General features: G+C 65.6%; 18 protein-coding genes. 17 read left to right on the top strand and 1 reads right to left on the bottom strand.

Translation table 11 applies throughout. The features are described from left to right. Window positions 1-26: 26 nt before the first annotated feature. A complete protein-coding gene (locus ACN9MZ_RS16780) occupies window positions 27-2,498 on the bottom strand; it encodes a DNA translocase FtsK (protein WP_426338118.1) in 2,472 nt (823 codons plus the stop codon). A 221-nt stretch (window positions 2,499-2,719) separates the two neighbouring features. Between ACN9MZ_RS16780 and ACN9MZ_RS16775 the strand changes: the two genes are divergently transcribed. Genes ACN9MZ_RS16775 through ACN9MZ_RS16695 form a run of 17 tightly spaced genes read left to right on the top strand, consistent with a single transcriptional unit; the run spans window position 2,720 to window position 17,798 of the window. Further along, on the top strand, window positions 2,720-3,451 hold the full coding sequence (locus ACN9MZ_RS16775; protein WP_426338117.1) for a beta-ketoacyl synthase chain length factor: 732 nt from the start codon (window positions 2,720-2,722) through the stop codon (window positions 3,449-3,451). After that, window positions 3,444-4,205: a lysophospholipid acyltransferase family protein gene (locus tag ACN9MZ_RS16770; RefSeq protein WP_426338116.1), complete on the top strand. Its 762-nt coding sequence runs from the start codon at window positions 3,444-3,446 to the stop codon at window positions 4,203-4,205. The genes ACN9MZ_RS16775 and ACN9MZ_RS16770 overlap by 8 nt, the downstream gene beginning before the upstream one ends. Continuing rightward, complete coding sequence (locus ACN9MZ_RS16765; RefSeq protein ID WP_426338115.1) at window positions 4,198-4,452, top strand: phosphopantetheine-binding protein; 255 nt, start codon at window positions 4,198-4,200, stop codon at window positions 4,450-4,452. Before ACN9MZ_RS16770 ends, ACN9MZ_RS16765 begins: the two co-directional genes overlap by 8 nt. Before the next feature lie 19 nt (window positions 4,453-4,471). Next, window positions 4,472-4,741 carry an acyl carrier protein gene (locus ACN9MZ_RS16760; RefSeq protein ID WP_426338114.1) on the top strand — a complete coding sequence of 90 codons (270 nt, stop codon included), beginning with the start codon at window positions 4,472-4,474 and terminating at the stop codon, window positions 4,739-4,741. 5 nt (window positions 4,742-4,746) lie between these two features. Further along, entirely contained in the window at window positions 4,747-5,292 is a 546-nt protein-coding gene (locus ACN9MZ_RS16755) for a hypothetical protein (protein ID WP_426338113.1), read from the top strand. Continuing rightward, window positions 5,285-7,015, top strand: a complete 1,731-nt coding sequence (locus tag ACN9MZ_RS16750; protein ID WP_426338112.1) for an AMP-binding protein — start codon at window positions 5,285-5,287, stop codon at window positions 7,013-7,015. Before ACN9MZ_RS16755 ends, ACN9MZ_RS16750 begins: the two co-directional genes overlap by 8 nt. Then, a complete protein-coding gene (locus ACN9MZ_RS16745) occupies window positions 7,008-7,757 on the top strand; it encodes a glycosyltransferase family 2 protein (RefSeq protein WP_426338111.1) in 750 nt (249 codons plus the stop codon). Before ACN9MZ_RS16750 ends, ACN9MZ_RS16745 begins: the two co-directional genes overlap by 8 nt. After that, window positions 7,742-8,695 carry an acyltransferase gene (locus ACN9MZ_RS16740; protein ID WP_426338110.1) on the top strand — a complete coding sequence of 318 codons (954 nt, stop codon included), beginning with the start codon at window positions 7,742-7,744 and terminating at the stop codon, window positions 8,693-8,695. The genes ACN9MZ_RS16745 and ACN9MZ_RS16740 overlap by 16 nt, the downstream gene beginning before the upstream one ends. Next, window positions 8,682-10,247 (top strand): HAL/PAL/TAL family ammonia-lyase, encoded by a 1,566-nt coding sequence (locus tag ACN9MZ_RS16735; RefSeq protein WP_426338109.1) that lies wholly within the window; start codon window positions 8,682-8,684, stop codon window positions 10,245-10,247. Before ACN9MZ_RS16740 ends, ACN9MZ_RS16735 begins: the two co-directional genes overlap by 14 nt. Continuing rightward, window positions 10,240-10,671, top strand: coding sequence for an acyl-CoA thioesterase (locus tag ACN9MZ_RS16730; protein ID WP_426338108.1), 432 nt, complete (start codon window positions 10,240-10,242; stop codon window positions 10,669-10,671). Before ACN9MZ_RS16735 ends, ACN9MZ_RS16730 begins: the two co-directional genes overlap by 8 nt. Continuing rightward, on the top strand, window positions 10,668-11,270 hold the full coding sequence (locus ACN9MZ_RS16725) for an outer membrane lipoprotein carrier protein LolA (protein WP_426338107.1): 603 nt from the start codon (window positions 10,668-10,670) through the stop codon (window positions 11,268-11,270). Before ACN9MZ_RS16730 ends, ACN9MZ_RS16725 begins: the two co-directional genes overlap by 4 nt. Further along, entirely contained in the window at window positions 11,267-13,618 is a 2,352-nt protein-coding gene (locus ACN9MZ_RS16720; protein ID WP_426338106.1) for an MMPL family transporter, read from the top strand. The genes ACN9MZ_RS16725 and ACN9MZ_RS16720 overlap by 4 nt, the downstream gene beginning before the upstream one ends. Beyond that, complete coding sequence (locus tag ACN9MZ_RS16715; protein ID WP_426338105.1) at window positions 13,611-14,168, top strand: DUF3261 domain-containing protein; 558 nt, start codon at window positions 13,611-13,613, stop codon at window positions 14,166-14,168. Before ACN9MZ_RS16720 ends, ACN9MZ_RS16715 begins: the two co-directional genes overlap by 8 nt. Before the next feature lie 15 nt (window positions 14,169-14,183). Beyond that, window positions 14,184-15,377: a beta-ketoacyl-ACP synthase gene (locus ACN9MZ_RS16710; protein ID WP_426338104.1), complete on the top strand. Its 1,194-nt coding sequence runs from the start codon at window positions 14,184-14,186 to the stop codon at window positions 15,375-15,377. Next, window positions 15,374-15,835, top strand: coding sequence for a 3-hydroxylacyl-ACP dehydratase (locus ACN9MZ_RS16705; protein ID WP_426338103.1), 462 nt, complete (start codon window positions 15,374-15,376; stop codon window positions 15,833-15,835). Before ACN9MZ_RS16710 ends, ACN9MZ_RS16705 begins: the two co-directional genes overlap by 4 nt. Continuing rightward, window positions 15,832-16,569 (top strand): 3-oxoacyl-ACP reductase FabG, encoded by a 738-nt coding sequence (fabG, locus tag ACN9MZ_RS16700; protein WP_426338102.1) that lies wholly within the window; start codon window positions 15,832-15,834, stop codon window positions 16,567-16,569. The genes ACN9MZ_RS16705 and fabG overlap by 4 nt, the downstream gene beginning before the upstream one ends. Next, entirely contained in the window at window positions 16,566-17,798 is a 1,233-nt protein-coding gene (locus tag ACN9MZ_RS16695; RefSeq protein ID WP_426338101.1) for a beta-ketoacyl-ACP synthase, read from the top strand. The genes fabG and ACN9MZ_RS16695 overlap by 4 nt, the downstream gene beginning before the upstream one ends. Window positions 17,799-17,802: the final 4 nt, after the last annotated feature.

The raw sequence follows: 17,802 nt of genomic DNA, 5'->3' as shown, positions 1-17,802 counted from the left end.
TGAGGGCCGCACCGTTGACGGGGCGCTCAATCGGATGAGACAGGGACCAGGATCTCGCGGCTGCCATTGGTCGACATCGACGACAGGATGCCGGCCGCCTCCATGTCTTCCACCATGCGCGCGGCGCGGTTGTAGCCGATCCGGAGTTGGCGCTGGATCGACGAGATCGAGGCGCGCCGGGTGCGGATGACAAAAGCCACTGCTTCGTCGTACAGCGGGTCGGTTTCGCCGGCGCTGACGTCGCCCAGGAGATCCGGCGCCGGTTCTTCGCTCGGCGTGCCGGCCAGGATCGCTTCTTCGTATTCGGGCTCGCCAAACTGTTTCAGGTAGTCGACCACGCGGTGCACTTCCTCGTCGGACACGAAGGCGCCGTGCACGCGCTGCGGGTAGCCGCTGCCGGGCGGCAGGAACAGCATGTCGCCGTGGCCGAGCAGTGTTTCGGCGCCCATCTGGTCAAGCACGGTGCGCGAGTCGATCTTGGACGACACCTGGAAGGCGACGCGGGTCGGGATGTTGGCCTTGATCAGGCCCGTGATGACGTCGACGGAAGGGCGCTGCGTGGCGAGGATCAGGTGGATGCCTGCGGCGCGGGCCTTCTGCGCCAGGCGCGCGATCAGTTCTTCGATCTTTTTCCCGGCCACCATCATCAGGTCGGCCAGTTCGTCGATGATGACGACAATGGTGGGCAGCGTCGACAACGGTTCCGGCGCATCCGGCGTGAGCGAGAACGGGTTCGTAATGTATTTTTCGGCGGCCTTGCCATCGCGGATTTTCTGGTTGAAGCCGGCCAGGTTGCGCACGCCCAGCGCGGACATCAGCCGGTAGCGCTTTTCCATTTCAGCGACGCACCAGGTCAGCGCGTTGGCGGCCAGCTTCATATCGGTGACCACGGGCGCCAGCAGGTGCGGGATGCCGTCATAGACGGACAGTTCCAGCATCTTCGGGTCGATCATGATCAGGCGCACGTCGGTCGGCGTGGCCTTGTACAGCAGGGAGACGATCATGGCATTGATCGCCACCGACTTGCCGGAACCGGTGGTGCCGGCAACCAGCATGTGCGGCGCACGCGCCAGGTCCGTTACGACCGGGGCGCCGGTAATGTCCTTGCCCATTGCCAGCGTCAATTGCGAACGCGAGGCGCGGTAGGCGTCCGCTGCCAGTATCTCCGACAGCTGGATCATGTGGCGCCGCGTATTGGGCAGCTCGAGGCCCATGCAGGTCTTGCCCGGAATGGTCTCGACCACCCGCACCGAAGTTACGGCCAGTGCGCGCGACAAGTCCTTCACCAATGCCACGATCTGGGCGCCGCGCACGCCTATGGCCGGCTCGATCTCGAAACGGGTGATCACCGGACCGGCGGAAGCGCCCAGCACGGTGACCGGGACCTTGAACTCCTTGAGGCGCTGCTCGATCAGGCGAGCGGTTTCTTCCAGCTCGGCGCCGGAGACCTCGAACTTCGCCTCCGTATAGACGTCCAGCAAGTCCAGGCCGGGAAGTTCGACGTCGGCTTCCGGTTCGGACATGAGTGTGATCGGCGCGACTGCCGGAACTGGCGGAACTGCCGGAACTACCGGCGGCGCGCTCGCAGGCGCCGGCTCGGCGTGAACAGCAGGGACGGGTTCCTGCCAAGGCAGCGCCGCTGCCGGTTCGGGAGCAGCCCTGAATGCCGTGTATTCCACCTCAACCGGCGCCTTCTCCAGTGCAGGCGGCTGGTGCGGCAGGCCGGGCGTCTCGTCGACCCACCTTGCTTCCGGCACTGGGCTCGTTATGGTGCGCACTTCGACCGCTGTGTGGATCACCTGCACTTCCACGATTGCCGGCTGCGGCAACTGGACCTGCACCGGCAGCGGAGCAGGCGTGTGCGCAGCCGGTACCGGCGCGGCCGGCTGCGGCAGTTTCACGATCCTGGCGGGCCGCGCCTGGAGGACCAGGGCATCGGCTTCCTCCCGGGCCTTGGCGCGGGCCAGCATTGCCGGCGTAGGGCGCAGGCTTTCGACTTCGGCCCATTCCGTTGCCGGACGCGGCGCCGGGGCGCGCGCCTTTTCAAGTGCATCGGCGCCGAAGAAGCGGGCAGGCGGCGCTGCGGCAGCGTTGTCCCGTGCCGCTCGCTTTTCGGAAAAGCGCTCGCCGCTGCGGGCCGGGCCGGCCGGCGCCGCAGCGTGGGAAGCGGTGCGCGGCGGCGCCCGCCGTTCTGGCTGGGCCGGGCGCTTGAGCGGGCGCGCAGCACGGCCGCACCAGGCCAGGAATGCCAGGGCGCGATGGCCAAGCATCCACGGGACGGCGACGCTACCGATGGCAAGGATGACCAAGATGCCGGCAAGACCGCCGGTTGCAGCGCCCATCGAGTTGGCCAGCAACATCAGCACGGTGCCCAGCACTAACCTAATGAAGCCCTGCCCGAGCAAGGTGGTCCTCTTCAGCAGGAACACCTTCACAAGGCGCCAGACCAGGGGGAGTGTCCACAGCACAGACCAGCCAAACCACGACATTACTGCCATTCAAATCTTTCCTGAAAATCGCTCGCCCGGAGTTTATCACGAGCAATGATGCCAATAAGGGAAGTGAAATGTGGGTTTCGGTGAGAATTTGCGCGAAGTTCTGCGGCTTTTAGGTGCCAATATGCAAAAAAGTGTTGCTGCTGGGATAATGTTTCTATCGTTCGGGCGGGCTGATCGTTTATAATCGCCGGCTTCCTCCAGACTTCCGATAGTTCACCAAAGTGCGCACCCAGGGCATTAGTTTTTCAATCCTCAGGCATTCCGCATGGGCGCCAGGCATCCACACGCCTGAAGCCTGGCAAGCCTGGGCGCAAGCGCCGTTTGCGATCCATGCCGGCGAAGAGCCGGGTGTGAAAGCGATGCCGGCCATGCTGCGCCGCCGCGCGGGCTTCCTCGGCAAGATGGCGCTGGAAGTGGCTTATGACTGCCTCGAAGGCCGCTGCGACGTGCCCACCGTGTTCTGTTCGCGCCATGGCGACGTGGCGCGCGCGGTTGAACTGCTATCGGACCTGGCGCGCAGCGAGCCGTTGTCGCCGATGGCGTTCGGCATGGCCGTGCACAATGCGATCCCCGGCCTGTTCAGTATCGCCCGCAGCGATCGTGCCAATTACACTGCGCTGGCTTCCGGCGCGGCGTCGGTCGAACATGCGCTCATCGAAGCATGCGGCCTGCTGGCCGACGGTGCGGCAAGCGTACTGCTGCTGGTCTGCGATTGCCCGCTGCCCGAATTGTTTACGCCATTTGAGGAATATGAAGAACAGCCGCACGCGTGGGCATGGCTGATCGCGCCTGCCGGCGCCAATGCAGTGCGGCTCGAATGGCAGGCTTGTGCCGAGCCGGCGGCGTCCCACATGCCGGGCAGCCTGGAAGTGGCAGCCTTTTACGCCGGCGGCGCCCGCAAGCTCGAACGCTGCGACGGCCGCCTGCGCTGGACATGGAGCCGCGATGCTTGACCGTTACTGGCGCATTTTCGTGACGGGCCTGAGCTTCGTGGTCTTCGGCGTCGGCGGAATCGTACTGGGTCTCCTGGTGTTCCCGGTGATGAACCTGCTGATCCGGGACAGGCAGCGCCGCATCAATGCCGCCCGCACCGTGATCCGCTGCGCCTTCCGCGTTTATATCGACATGATGCGAGTGATTGGCGTGCTGCGCTATGAGGTGCGCGGGCTGGAAAAGCTGGAACGGGGCGGCATGCTGATCCTGGCCAACCACCCGACGCTGCTCGATACCGTGTTCCTGATGGCCTTTGTGAAAAATGCCGATTGCATCGTGAAGGGCGCCCTGTGGAACAACCCGTTCACGCGCGGCCCGGTGCGCGGCGCAGGCTATATCAATAACGAGGGCGGCGCCGAACTGGTGGACGACTGCATCGCATCGCTCCAGCGCGGCAACAACCTGATCATCTTCCCGGAAGGGACGCGCACGCCGAAGGACGGCGTGATCAGCATGAAGCGCGGCGCCGCCAATATCGCGGTGCGCGGCGGGCGTGACATCACTCCCGTACTGCTGCAATGCGATCCGCCCACGCTGCACAAGGGTGAAAAGTGGTGGCGCGTGCCATCGCGCCGCTTCCTGATCCAGATCGACGTGCAGGACGACCTGGCGGTCGCACGATTCACGGAGGGCGCCAGCGACGTGATGGCAGCGCGCCAATTGACCGACTTCTTACAAAATTATTTTGCCGGAAAGTGCCAAAGCAATGCTTGAACTCGAAGTGAAACAACTGATCATCGATGCCCTCCAGCTGGAGGACATCACATCGGATGATATCGACAGCGCAGCGCCGCTGTTCATCGAAGGCCTGGGCCTGGACTCGATCGACGCGCTCGAACTGGGCGTCGCTTTGCAAAAGAAGTACGGGATCTCGCTCTCGGCAGATTCGGAAGAGACGCGCCGTCATTTTGCCTCGGTGCAGGCGCTGGCCGCGATGATCGAGAGCCACCGACAGAAATAAAACAACGTAGGGGTAGAAGATGGTTAATCTGAAAGAAATGAGCAAAGACCAATTGCAAGCCTGGGTGGTCGACCTGCTCGCTGAAATGTTTGAACTGGAAAAGTCGGAACTTTCCGCCGATTCCAACCTGTATGCCGACCTGGATATCGACAGCATCGATGCGGTCGACCTGGCGGTGAAACTGAAGCAGCTTACCGGCCAGCGCCTGCAGCCGGAAGTGTTCAAGACCATCCGCACCATCGGCGACGTGGTGGAAGCACTGGCCGGCAAGACGGAGCAGGTTGCGTAGGCAAGATGAGGATGAGTGTCCTGGCGGCAGCGATTACCCTGCTGTATCCATTGGCGATCTGGTTTGGCCACGGCCGCATCGAGCCGCGCTGGCTGGCCGGCCTGCTGCTGCTTGCCGCCATTTCGCGGCTGCCCGCGCTGAAGCTGAGCGGCGTTGCGCGCTGGTCGGTTGCCGGTGCGCTGCTGCTGGTGGCCGCGGCGATCTGGAGCAACCTGCTGCTGCCATTGAAGCTATACCCGGTGCTGGTGAACGCCGCGCTGCTGGCCGGTTTCGCCTATAGCCTTGGCACGCCGATGTCCGCTGTCGAGCGCATGGCCCGCCTGCGCGGCGAGGACTTTCCTCCTGTGGCACAAGCCTATATGCGCAAGGTGACGCAGGTCTGGTGCGGCTTTTTTGTGGTCAATGGCGCGCTTGCCCTTGGCACCGCACTGTGGGCGCCGGAAGCCGTCTGGTCGCTGTACACCGGTGTGATTTCCTATGCGCTGATGGCGCTGTTGTTCGGCGCAGAGTACCTGGTGCGCCTGCGTTTCAAGCGCTTGCATAATGTCTGACCGTATTGAAAATCTCTACGCCGCCATTGCGGCGCGCCCCGGCAATGCGCTGGCCGGCTGGCGCGCGGCCGATGGCGTCGACAACGCGCATTTCCTGGCCAGTGTTCGCAGTTGGCACGCGCTGCTGAGCGGGCAGGCTGGCAGCAATTTTGCCCTGTTCCTGGAAGACAGCATTGAATTCGGCGCCGCACTGCTGGGTGCCTGGCACGCGGGCAAGACCATCTGGCTGAGCGCGGATACGCTGCCTGCCAGTTGCGCGGCGTTGCGCGGCGCCGTGGATGGCTTCCTCGGCGAGTTTCCGGCGCAGCTGGCCCCGCTGCATGCCGCGCCTGGCGCGGCAACTGCAGCGGCAGCAGCGGCGCTTGCCGCGCTCGACCCTGAGATGCCGGCGCTGGTGGTGTTCACCTCCGGCAGCACGGGCGCGGCACAGGCCATTCCAAAGAAGCTGTCGCAGGTCGCCAGCGAGGTGGCGACCCTGGAAAAACTGTTCGGCGCGCGCATCGGCGCCGCCGCCGTGCTGGCGACGGTCTCGCACCAGCATATTTACGGCCTGCTGTTCAAGGTGCTGTGGCCCCTGGCCAGCGGGCGCGCCATCCATGCTGCCAGCATCGTCTATCCGGAAGAACTGCTGCCTGCCATGGCTGCCGGACCATGCATGCTGGTGGCCAGCCCGGCGCACCTGAAACGCCTGCCGACGTACCTGGACTGGGGCACTGCCGCAGCCATGCTACGCGGCGTGTTCTCTTCCGGCGGCCCGTTGGCGGCCGATGCGGCGCTGGCCACCGGCGCACTGCTTGGCCAGGTGCCGACGGAAGTCTACGGCAGTTCCGAGACCGGCGGCGTCGCCTGGCGCCGCCGCCGCGACATCGGCGATGATGCATGGCAGCCGTTCCCGACGGTGGCATGGCGCATCAACGAAGAAGACGGCACGCTGGCGGTACGTTCGCCGCACCTTCCCGACGACGACTGGTTCGCGCTGGCAGACCGCGTGGCGGCGAGCGGCGGTGGCTTCCGCCTGCTGGGCCGCAGCGACCGCATCGTCAAGATCGAGGAAAAGCGCGTATCGCTCGACGCGATGGAAGCTGCGCTGCTGGCATCGGGCCTGGCTGCCGAAGCCCGCGTGGCGCTGTGCGAACCGGTGCCGGGCGAGCGCCAGCGCCTGGCCGCCTTCGTGGTGCCTGCAGCCAGTGGCCGCGCCTTGCTGGAACAGCAGGGCAAGCAGGCCCTGAACGCCCGCCTGCGCGCAGTGCTGGCTGGCGTGGTGGACGTAGTGGCGTTGCCGCGCCGCTGGCGCTACCTGGAACAGATGCCGGTCAATGCGCAGGGCAAGGTCACCGTGGCCGCCTTGCTGGCATTGCTGGGCGACGAGCTCCCGCGCTTCCCTCTGGTGCGCGAGCTGGCGAACGAAGGCGGGCGCGTGCTGCTGGAAATTACGGCTCCGGTGCGCCTGCAGTATTTCGACGGTCACTTCGACGTGGCGCCTATCCTCCCGGGGGTGGTGCAGGTCGATTGGGCGATCCACTATGGCCGCCAGTATTTCGATCTGCCGGCGCAGTTCAAGGGCATGAGCCAGCTCAAGTTCCAGCAGGTGATCGGGCCCGAAAAACCGGTGCAGCTGGAACTGGCGTATGACGCGGCCAAGCATAGCCTGCGCTTCAGCTACAGCTCCGCAGCCGGCCAGCATGCGAGCGGGCGCGTGGCGCTGGGAGGTTGCGATGGCTGATTTCAAGCCTTGCATCGTGGTGCCGGTATATAACCACGAGCACGCCATCGGCACCGTGCTGGAAGGCCTGCTGGTGCACGGTGTGCCCGTGATCCTGGTCGACGACGGCAGCTCCGCCGCCTGTGCGGCGGTGCTCGATGCGCTGGCGGCCCGCCATGGCGAACGCGTGGTGCTGGAACGCCTGCCCGTCAACCAGGGCAAGGGCGTGGCAGTGCTGGCCGGTTTCCGCCGTGCCGGGCAACTCGGCTACAGCCATGCGGTGCAGATCGACGCCGACGGCCAGCACCAGACTGCCGACGTGCCGAAGTTCCTGGCGCAGGCGGCTGCATACCCGCAGGCCGTGGTGTCGGGCTACCCGATCTACGACGAGTCGGTGCCGAAAGCGCGCCTGTACGGCCGTTACGCCACCCATGTCTGGGTCTGGATCAACACGATCTCGCTCGAGATCAGGGACTCCATGTGCGGCTTCCGCGTCTATCCGGTGGCGGCGGTCAATGCCCTGGCTGCGCGCCAGGCAATCGGTTCGCGCATGAATTTCGACACCGACATCATCGTGCGCCTGTTCTGGGACGGGCTGCGCGTAGTGAACGTCGGTACGCGCGTGTCCTATCCGGTCGACGGCGTGTCGCACTTCCGCGTCTGGCGCGACAACGTGCTGATCACGCGCATGCACACCATGCTGTTCTTTGGCATGCTGCCGCGCATTCCCAAGCTGCTGGCGCGGAAATGGCGGGCAAATTGAGCGCGCGCGGCTTGCATTGGGCCTCCATCAACGAAGTGAGCTTCGTTGCAGGCATGCGCCTGATGTTCTGGATTTTCCGCGTGTTCGGCCGCTGGCCGTTCCGCCTGGTGCTGTATCCGGTGCTGGCCTGGTACGTCATGGCCAAGCCGCTGCCGCGCCGCGCGTCCCAGGAATACCTGCGCCGTGTCGCCGGCCACACGTCCAACGAGCCGGCGGGCGTGATGCGCCATTTCGGCGCTTTCGGCGAGAGCATCCTCGACAAGATGCTGCTGTGGGGCGGCCTGTTCGACTTCAATTCGGTCGACCTGCACGGCGGCGAGCTGATCACCGAAGCGGTGGCGGCTGGACGCGGCGGCTTGCTGGTCTGCGCCCACCTGGGCAACCTGGAACTGTGCCGCGTGCTGTCGCGCCAGCGCCATGACATCAAGCTGACGGTACTGGTGCATACAAAGCACGCGCAAGCCTTCAACGCCATGCTGGGCCGCCTCAACCCGGAGAGCCAGCTTAACCTGCTGCAGGTGACCGAGATGTCGCCCGCCACGGCGATGCTGCTGTCCGAGCGCGTTGCGCGCGGCGAGTTCGTGGTGATTGCCGGCGACCGCATTCCCGTCTCGCTCAATCCGCGCGTGGCGGTGGCCGACTTTATCGGCGCTCCGGCGGCGTTCCCTATTGGCCCGCATATGCTGGCCAGCATTCTTCAATGCCCGGTGTACCTGTTGTTCTCGGTGCGCCGGGGCAGCCGTTCGGAAGTGCATTTCGAGCACTTCCGCGACCAGGTGCGCATCCCGCGCCAGGGGCGCGATGCCGCACTACAAGTGCTGGCCGCCGACTATGCCCGCCGGCTCGAACACCATACCCTGCGCGCACCGCTGCAGTGGTTCAACTTCTACGATTTCTGGCATTTACCTGGACTGGAACACAACGATGCATCTCGCTGACATCGCCCAACTGGATACCCCGCAGCGCAGCGTGCGCTTCGACCGCAACAACCTGACGATTGAAGACATCGTGGACATCGCGCAAGGGCGCGCCGCCGCCGTGCTGTCGGACGATCCGGAGTTCCGCGCCGCCATTGAACGCGGCGCCGGCTTTCTCGACCGCCTGCTGCGCGAAGACGGCACCATCTATGGCGTGACCACCGGCTATGGCGATTCCTGCACCGTGACGGTGCCGGCGGAACTGGTGCCGGACCTGCCGCATCACCTGTACACCTATCACGGCGTGGGACTGGGCCAGTACTTCACGCCGGCCCAGAGCCGCGCCATCCTGGCTTCGCGCCTGGCCTCGCTGAGCAAGGGCTTTTCCGGCGTCAGCGTCGAACTGCTGTTGCAGATTACCCGCCTGCTGGACGCCGGCCTGCTGCCGCTGATCCCTTCCGAAGGCTCGGTCGGCGCCTCCGGCGACCTGACCCCGCTGTCCTACCTGGCTGCCGTGCTGTGCGGCGAGCGCGAAGTCTGGCGCAACGGCGAGCAGGTGCCTGCCGCCCAGGCGCTGCAGGAAGCGGGCATCACCCCGCTGCGCCTGCGTCCAAAGGAAGGCCTGGCCATCATGAACGGCACCGCCGTCATGACCGCACTGGCCTGCCTGGCCTACGACCGGGCCGAATACCTGGCCAGGCTGTGCACGCGCATCACCGCCATGGCGTCGTTCGCAATGGACGGCAATGCCCACCATTTCGACGAAGTGCTGTTCTCGGCCAAGCCGCATCCGGGCATGCAGCAGGTAGCCGCCTGGCTGCGCAGCGACCTGCCGACCGACCAGTGGGAACGCAACGGCAAGCGCCTGCAGGACCGCTACTCGATCCGCTGCGCGCCGCACGTGATCGGGGTGCTGGCCGACACCTTGCCGATGTTCCGCCAACTGATCGAGAATGAACTGAACAGCGCCAACGACAATCCGCTGGTGGATGTGGGGAACGAACGCATCCTGCACGGCGGCCACTTCTACGGCGGCCACATCGCCTTCGCCATGGACGGCATGAAGAACGCAGTGGCCAACCTGGCCGACCTGCTGGACCGCCAGATGGCGCTGCTGGTCGATGCGCGCTACAACCATGGCTTGCCGGCAAACCTGTCCGGTGCTGTGGGTGCCAGGGCGCCGATCAACCACGGCCTGAAGGCACTGCAGATCAGTGCCTCGGCATGGACGGCGGAAGCGTTGAAAGCGACCATGCCGGCCTCGGTGTTCTCGCGTTCCACCGAATGCCACAACCAGGACAAGGTCAGCATGGGCACCATCGCGGCGCGCGACTGCCTGCGCGTGCTGGAACTCACCGAGCAGGTGGTGGCGGCCTTGCTGGTGACAGTGCGCCAGGGTGTGTGGCTGCGCTGCCGCGACCTCCAGGGCGTGCTTCCGGAAAGCCCGCTGGCCGCAATGCAGCAGGCCCTGGCCGCCGACATCGCGCCGGTGGAAGAGGACCGCCGGCTGGAACCCGACCTGCGCCTGATGCTGGAGCGCATCCGCAGCAAGGCATGGACGTTGTATGCGTAAGCACAAGCAAAGCCGCTGGTTCGCGGAAGTCGAGATCGATGTCCAGTTCTTTGACCTGGACCCGATGGAGATCGTCTGGCACGGCAACTACGTGAAGTACCTGGAGATCGTGCGTTGCGCCTTGCTCGACAAGATCGGCTACAACTATCCGCAGATGAAGGCATCGGGCTACGCCTGGCCTGTCATCGACATGCAGCTGCGCTACGTCAGTCCGGCGGTGTTCGGCCAGAAGCTGAAGCTGCGCGCCGACCTGGTCGAGTGGGAAAACCGCATGAAGATCGATTATCTGATCACCGATGTGGCCAGCGGCCAGCGCCTGAATCGCGCCAGCACCATCATGGTGGCCGTCGATATCGCGACGAAGGAGATGTGCTTCGCCTCGCCGCCGGTACTGTTTGAGAAACTGGGGATTGAACCAGCATGAGAAAATACCTTGCAATCGTCCTGGCGCTGGCCGCCGCGGGCAGCGCGCAGGCCGCAGTGCCAAGCGCAAAAATCCAGGCAATGCTGGCCAAGCCGGCCATCATGTGCGGCCGCTTCGACCAGACCAAACAATTGGCGGGCATGAAAAAGCCGCTGGCGTCGGAAGGGCGCTTCTGCGTCGTCGCCGGCAAGGGCGTGCTATGGCGCACCCTGAAGCCGTTCCCCAACACGCTGCGCCTGACGCGCGAAGAGATCGTCAACTACCAGGGCGAACGCGTGGCCATGCGGCTGGACGCCAAGACCGAGCCGACCGTGCGCATGATTAACAATGTGCTGTTCTCGCTGCTGTCGGGCGACCTGGGCCAGCTCGACACGCTGTTCGACGGCGAGGGCAGCGTGGACGCGAACAGCTGGAACGTGGCGCTCAAGCCGCGCCAGGCTGCACTGGAAAAGGCCATCGGCACCATCAAGCTCGAAGGCGGCGCCTACGTCAGGCAGATCGTGATGAACGAGGCCAGCGGCGACCGCACCACCATCGTGTTCTCCGGCATCCAGACCGGGGACGGCGCGATGAACAAGGAAGAGGCGGCGCTGTTTTGACGCAAACCCGAAAAATCGCGTGGCTGTGGGCCCTGGTGGCCTGCCTGCTGCTGGGTCATAACGCCGCCCTGTGGCTGGTCCAGCGCATCGTGCCAGACACCGACATCATGGCGCTGCTGCCGGTGCAGGAGCGCGACCCGGTGCTGCAGGCTTCGTTCGGCCATATGGTCGACGCGGCGCAGCAGCGCGTGCTGGTCCTGGCCGGCGCCGCCGAGTGGGATGATGCGCGCCGTGCCGCCGATGCCTACCAGGGTGTGCTGGCGACGCGCAAGGATTTGTTCGAGGCCACGCCGATCAACGAACAGACGCAGAACGACTGGCTTGGCTTGTTCCAGCGCCATCGCCTGGCGCTGCTGACGGCGCAGCAGGAGCAGCAGCTGCGCGAGCAGCCGTCACAATTCTGGCTGGAATCGGCGCTGGCCAGGCTGTATGCGCCTTTCGGCGGCCCGAAGCTCGGCTCGTGGCAAGATGATCCCTATGGCATGTTTGCCGGCTGGGTACAGGAACGCGCCCGGGAAACACCGGTGCGTCCGCGCGACGGCCACCTGTTTGTCGCCGACGCGCAGCGCCAGTACGTGCTGTTGCCGCTGACCCTGAAGGTTCCCGCGCTGTCGATGACCGCGCAGGAAACGGTGTTGCCGGTGCTGCGGCAGGCCGAAGCGGCAGCGCGCAAGGCAGCCCCGCAAGTGGAGCTGATCCAGGCCGGCGTGATCCTGCACGCCGCCAGCGCCAGCGCCCAGGCCAGCGGCGAAATGTCGACTATCGGCATCGGCTCCCTGGTCGGCATTATCGTGCTGACCTGGTTCACCTTCCGCTCCCTCAAGCCGATCGCGCTGATCCTGCTCTCGATCGGTATCGGCTGCCTGGGCGCATTGTCGGTATGCTGGCTGCTCTTCGGCCGCATCCACCTCCTGACGCTGGTATTTGGCGCCAGCCTGATTGGCGTGGCGCAGGACTACGGGATCTACTTCCTGTGCAACCGCCTGGCAGCCGATGAAAAGCTCGATTCCGCGACGCTGCTCAAGCGGCTGCTGCCGGGCCTTGGCCTGACCTTGCTGGCGGCGGTGATCGGCTACACCGGCCTGGCGTTGACGCCTTTCCCTGGCCTGCGCCAGATGGCGGTGTTCTCGGCGCTGGGCCTGGTGTTCGCCTGGTTGACGGTGGTGTGCTGGTTCCCGGCACTGATCAACGGCCGCACCCTGCGCAGTGGCTGGCTGGTAAAGCATTATGGCGCGGCGCTCGCGCGCTGGCCGACGTGGCGTGCCAACCGGCGCACGCTGGCAGTTGCCGTGCTCTTCGCCGTACTGGCCGCCTGGGGCGTCAGCCGCCTGGGCGCAAACGACGACATCCGCCTGCTGCAGAATCCGCCCAAGCACCTGGTGGCCGACCAGCTCAAGCTGGGCAAGCTGCTGGACGCGCCGACGCCGGTACAGTATTTCCTGGTGCGCGGCGAATCGGCCGAACAGGTGCTGCAGCGCGAAGAAGAATTGAAAGCGCGCCTGGACGGGCACGTGGCGGCCCGGCGCTTGACGGGCTACCAGGCCATGTCGAACTGGGTGCCGTCGGCGCGCACGCAAGCGGCGCGCCGCACACTGGTCGAACAGAAGCTGCTGGCCGACGCCGGCCCGCTGCAAGGCATCGCCGAGCAGGCCGGCGAGGACAGGCAATGGATCGCCGCTAACCGCAAGGCGTTGCTGGCAGCCGGCCAACCGCTGTTGCCCGACGAATTCCTGGCTTCCCCTGCCAGCGAGCCCTGGCGCCACCTGTGGCTGGGCGAACGGCAAGGCGCGTACGCCAGCATCGTGGCCTTGCGCGGCATGGACAACCAGGCGTCGAAGCAGGTCATGCTGGCTGCCGATGGCTTGCAGGGCGTGCAGTGGGTCGACAAGGTAGCCGAGATTTCCTCGGTGCTGGGCCGGTATCGCGCCTACATGGGCTGGGTGGTGCTGGGCGCCTATGGCGTGGTGTTCATGCTGCTGTTGCACCGCTATCGCGGCCGCACCTGGCGCGTGCTGGCGCCGACTGCGCTGGCCAGCATCGCCACGCTGGCCATGCTGGGCTTTGCATCGCAGAACCTGCAGCTATTCCATGTACTGGCCCTGATGCTGCTACTTGGCGTAGGCGTGGACTACGGCATCTTCATGCAAGAACACCCGGAGCGCAACGACCGCACGCCGTGGCTGGCGGTCGGCATGTCGGCCGCCAACACCATCCTGTCGTTTGGCCTGCTGGGACTGAGCGCGACCCCGGCCCTTCAAGCCTTCGGCCTGACGATGTTGCTGGGGACCACGTTGGTATGGCTGCTGGTCCCGTGTTTTGCTATTGTGAAGGAAACCAGGAATGTTTAACGCGATTCCGCGCCTTGCCGTCGTCGCCAGCACCTTGCTGTTGGCTGCTTGTGCCGCTACGCCGTCGCAGCCGCAAGCTCGCCTTGGCCTGAAGCTGGCGCCGGCTGCGCTGGGCACTTCGCTGAGCGTGCAGCAGCACCTGAAGGTCGAGCGCAACGGCCGCACCGATGACCTGGACGTGGCCTTGCAGGTGGAGCCGGAAGCGGTGGACGTGGTCGGGCTGGCATTCGGCCAGCGCGTGCTTTCGCTGCATTACGACGGCAGGGAGCTCACTTCCTGGCGCCATGTGATGCTGCCAGCGCAGGTGCGGGCCGAGGATGTGCTGGAAGATATCCAGCTCACCCTGTGGCCAGCCGCTGCCGTGGCGGCAGCCCTGCCTGCCGGCTGGCGGGTCGCGGAGCAGGGGCGCGTGCGTACCCTGTACCTGGACGATGCGCCTGTGATGCAGGTCACTTACAGCGACGCGCAGCGCTGGAGTGGTACCGTGGTGTTGGAAAACCTGCGCTATCACTATAAGCTGACGATCCAGTTCGCGGCGAATGCGGACTGAGTGCGAGGGCGAGCAATGTCGAAGATTTACCTGAATGAATGCGGCATCATCTGTGCGCTGGGCGAGGGCCAGGCGCAGGTGAAGGCGTGCCTGTTTGTGGGTCAGGCCGGCGTGTCCGCCACCGGCCGCTGGTCGAAAGGCCGCGAGCTGGCCCTGGGCGAAGTGCCGGGCGAGCTGCCATCGGTGGCGCATTTGCCTGCCCATCTTCGCAGCCGCAACAACGCACTGGCCCTGGCGGCCTTGGCGCAAATCCGTGAGGCGGTGCAGGCGGCCGTCAACCGTTATGGCGCGGGACGGGTCGGCGTGGTGCTCGGCACCAGCACTTCCGGCATCGGCGAGACCGAACAGGCGCTGGCCCACCACGTGGCGCACGGCGCACTGCCTTCAGAATTCAGCTACCGTGCGCAGGAAATGGGCTCGCCGGCCGAACTGCTGGCCATGGAGCTGGGCCTGGAAGGTCCGGCCTACGTGCATTCGACCGCCTGCTCGTCGGCCGCCAAGGCGATGGCAAGTGCCGCGCGCATGATCCGCATGGGCCTGTGCGATGCGGTGGTGACCGGCGGCGCCGACTCGCTGTGCGCCTTTACCGTGGCAGGCTTCTCGGCGCTGGAATCGGTCAGCCCCGGCCAGTGCAACCCGATGAGCGCCAACCGGAAGGGGATCAATATCGGCGAAGGCGCGGCCCTGTTCCTGATGGAAGCCACACCTGCCGGCCCGCAAGCCGTTGAGCTGATGGGCTGGGGCGAATCGTCCGACGGCCACCACATCTCCGCGCCCGATCCGGAAGGCGCCGGCGCCCGGCTGGCGTTCGAACAGGCATTGCGCCGAGCGGGCGTGGAGGCGGCCGAGGTGGACTACATCAATATGCACGGCACCGCCACGCCGCAGAACGATGCCATGGAGTCGCGCGTGATCTCGGCCCTGTTCGGCAATGAAGTGCCAGTCAGCTCGACCAAGCCGTTTACCGGCCATACCCTGGGCGCTGCCGCTGCCGTCGAAGCGGCGCTGTGCTGGCTGGCCATGCAGGACGATAATGCGCAAGGACGCCTGCCGCCGCATCTGTGGGACGGCGCCGCCGATCCTGCACTGCCTGCACTGAACCTGGCGCCGCCGGGCGCTGCGCTGGGCCGGCCGCTGCGCCGGGTGCTGAGCAGCTCTTTCGCGTTCGGCGGTTCGAACGCCGTACTGCTGCTGGGGAGGCCTGGATGAACATGCCGGACATCCGCCAACTGGTGCCGCATTCCGGCCAGATGGTATTGCTCGACCGGGTGCTGGAAGCCGATGCTGAGCGCCTGTGCGCCGAAGTGCGCATCCACGAAGCCAGCATCCTGGCGGGTGCTGACGGTGTCGGCGCCTGGGTGGGCATCGAATATATGGCGCAGGCGATTGCCGCGCATGCCGGCTGGCTCGCCCTGCAGCGGGGCGAGGAAGTCAAGGTTGGCTTCCTGCTCGGCTCGCGCAAGTACGAAGCCAATGCTGCCAGCTTTGCGCTGGGTAGCGTGCTGCAGGTGCACGTGCGCCGCGTGCTGCTGTCCGATAACGGGCTGGGCGCCTTCGAATGCCGCATCGACATCGTGGGCGGGCCGGCCAATGCCGCCGCTGCGACGGTCACGGTATTCCAGCCAGATAATGTCAATCAATTTCTCAAAGATGGAAACGTAGGATGAATCAGAACAAGTCCATGAGCGTGCTGGTGACCGGATCGTCGCGCGGTATCGGCAAGGCGATTGCGCTGCGCCTGGCGCGCGACGGTTACGACGTGGTGCTGCACTGCCGCAGCCAGCGCGCCGAAGCCGAAGCGGTCGCGCAGGAGATTGTGCAACTGGGCCGCGCCGCGCGCGTGCTGCAGTTCGACATCAGCGACCGCGCCGCCACCGCCGCGGCGCTGGAAGCGGACATCGCACAGCACGGCTGCTACTACGGCGTGGTCTGCAATGCCGGCGTGGCACGCGACAACGCCTTCCCGGCGATGTCGGGCGAGGACTGGGACATCGTCCTGCAAACCAACCTGGATGGTTTCTACAACGTCCTCAATCCGTTGATCATGCCGCTGGTACAGCGCCGCAAGCCGGGCCGCATTGTCACCCTGGCGTCCGTCTCGGGCCTGATCGGCAACCGGGGCCAGGTCAACTACAGCGCTGCCAAGGCCGGCATCATTGGCGCCACCAAGGCCCTGGCGCTGGAACTGGCCAAGCGCTCGATCACCGTCAACTGCGTGGCGCCGGGCCTGATCGAAACCGACATGATCGGGGACGTGCCGATGGAAGAGGCGTTGAAGATGATTCCGGCGCGCCGCGTCGGCAAGCCGGAAGAGGTGGCCGCAGCGGTCAGCTTCCTGGTCGGCGAGGACGCGGGCTATATTACCCGCCAGGTTATTTCCGTCAACGGAGGCCTGGCATGAACCGCCGCGTCGCCATTACCGGCATGGCCGGCGTCAGCCCGCTGGGCAATGACTGGGGCGCAATCCGCGAACGCCTTGGCCAGTACCGCAATGCCGTGGTGCGCATGCAAGAGTGGGAAGACTACGACGGCCTGAATACGCGCCTGGGCGTGCCGGCGGCGCCTTTCGAACTGTCCGCACGCTACAACCGCAAGACCACCCGCAGCATGGGCCGCGTAGCGCTGATGGCAACGCGCGCCACCGAAATGGCGCTGCACGATGCCGGCCTGCTCGAACATCCCTTGCTCAAGAGCGGGGACATGGGCGTGTCTTTCGGTTCGTCCGCCGGCACGCCAAGTGCGATTGGCGACTTCGGCCGCATGATGGAAGAGCGCACCACCAAGGGCATCAATGCCACCACCTACATCAAGATGATGGCGCACACGGCGCCGGTGAACATCGGCGTCTTCTTCGGCCTGACCGGGCGCGTGATCACCACCTCCAGCGCCTGTACGTCGGGCAGCCAGGGCATTGGCTACGCCTACGAGGCGATCAGGAGCGGCAAGCAGGTCGCCATGGTCGCCGGCGGCGCCGAGGAGCTGTGCGCCACGGAAGCCGCGGTGTTCGACACCTTGTTCGCCACCAGCGTGCGCAACGACCAGGCGCAGGCCACGCCGCGTCCGTTCGACCGCGCCCGCGATGGCCTGGTGATCGGCGAAGGCGCCGGCTGCCTGATCCTGGAAGACCTGGAGCACGCGGAGGCGCGCGGGGCCACGATCTATGCGGAAGTGGTCGGCTTTGGCACCAATAGCGACGGCTGCCACGTCACGCAACCCAATGCGGCCACCATGCAGCGCGCCATGGAGCTGGCCCTGCAGGACGCAAGCCTGGCGGCATCGGACATCGGCTACATCAATGCCCACGGCACCGCGACCGCCCAGGGCGACATCGCAGAATCGCATGCCACGCTGGCGGTGTTCGGCGGCGCCACCCCGATCAGTTCGCTGAAGAGCTATATGGGCCATACACTGGGCGCCTGCGGTGCGCTGGAAGCCTGGATCAGCATCGAGATGATGCGCGAGGGCTGGTTCGCGCCGACCATCAACCTGGAGGAAACCGATCCCGAATGCGCGGCGCTGGATTACATCGCCGGCAGCGGCCGCGAACTCGATTGCGAATACGTGATGTCGAATAATTTTGCTTTCGGCGGCATCAATACCTCGCTGATTTTTAAACGCTACAACAAGTAAAAGG

The sequence above is a fragment of the Pseudoduganella sp. S-14 genome, from assembly GCF_049913285.1.
Classification (GTDB): Bacteria; Pseudomonadota; Gammaproteobacteria; order Burkholderiales; family Burkholderiaceae_D; genus Rugamonas.
Note: the sequence above shows the minus strand (reverse complement) of the source record. Positions and strands in the feature narration are given on the sequence as shown.

What these genes read in the sequence shown, in the direction of transcription:
- ACN9MZ_RS16730 (WP_426338108.1), top strand. Translation starts at nt 10,240, where the DNA reads ATGCGTAAGCACAAGCAAAGCCGCTGGTTCGCGGAAGTCGAGATCGAT.
- ACN9MZ_RS16755 (WP_426338113.1), top strand. Translation starts at nt 4,747, where the DNA reads ATGAGGATGAGTGTCCTGGCGGCAGCGATTACCCTGCTGTATCCATTG.
- ACN9MZ_RS16750 (WP_426338112.1), top strand. Translation starts at nt 5,285, where the DNA reads ATGTCTGACCGTATTGAAAATCTCTACGCCGCCATTGCGGCGCGCCCC.
- ACN9MZ_RS16745 (WP_426338111.1), top strand. Translation starts at nt 7,008, where the DNA reads ATGGCTGATTTCAAGCCTTGCATCGTGGTGCCGGTATATAACCACGAG.
- ACN9MZ_RS16770 (WP_426338116.1), top strand. Translation starts at nt 3,444, where the DNA reads ATGCTTGACCGTTACTGGCGCATTTTCGTGACGGGCCTGAGCTTCGTG.
- ACN9MZ_RS16725 (WP_426338107.1), top strand. Translation starts at nt 10,668, where the DNA reads ATGAGAAAATACCTTGCAATCGTCCTGGCGCTGGCCGCCGCGGGCAGC.
- ACN9MZ_RS16760 (WP_426338114.1), top strand. Translation starts at nt 4,472, where the DNA reads ATGGTTAATCTGAAAGAAATGAGCAAAGACCAATTGCAAGCCTGGGTG.
- ACN9MZ_RS16740 (WP_426338110.1), top strand. Translation starts at nt 7,742, where the DNA reads ATGGCGGGCAAATTGAGCGCGCGCGGCTTGCATTGGGCCTCCATCAAC.
- ACN9MZ_RS16705 (WP_426338103.1), top strand. Translation starts at nt 15,374, where the DNA reads ATGAACATGCCGGACATCCGCCAACTGGTGCCGCATTCCGGCCAGATG.
- fabG (WP_426338102.1), top strand. Translation starts at nt 15,832, where the DNA reads ATGAATCAGAACAAGTCCATGAGCGTGCTGGTGACCGGATCGTCGCGC.
- ACN9MZ_RS16735 (WP_426338109.1), top strand. Translation starts at nt 8,682, where the DNA reads ATGCATCTCGCTGACATCGCCCAACTGGATACCCCGCAGCGCAGCGTG.
- ACN9MZ_RS16765 (WP_426338115.1), top strand. Translation starts at nt 4,198, where the DNA reads ATGCTTGAACTCGAAGTGAAACAACTGATCATCGATGCCCTCCAGCTG.
- ACN9MZ_RS16780 (WP_426338118.1), bottom strand. Translation starts at nt 2,498, where the DNA reads ATGGCAGTAATGTCGTGGTTTGGCTGGTCTGTGCTGTGGACACTCCCC.
- ACN9MZ_RS16715 (WP_426338105.1), top strand. Translation starts at nt 13,611, where the DNA reads ATGTTTAACGCGATTCCGCGCCTTGCCGTCGTCGCCAGCACCTTGCTG.
- ACN9MZ_RS16695 (WP_426338101.1), top strand. Translation starts at nt 16,566, where the DNA reads ATGAACCGCCGCGTCGCCATTACCGGCATGGCCGGCGTCAGCCCGCTG.
- ACN9MZ_RS16710 (WP_426338104.1), top strand. Translation starts at nt 14,184, where the DNA reads ATGTCGAAGATTTACCTGAATGAATGCGGCATCATCTGTGCGCTGGGC.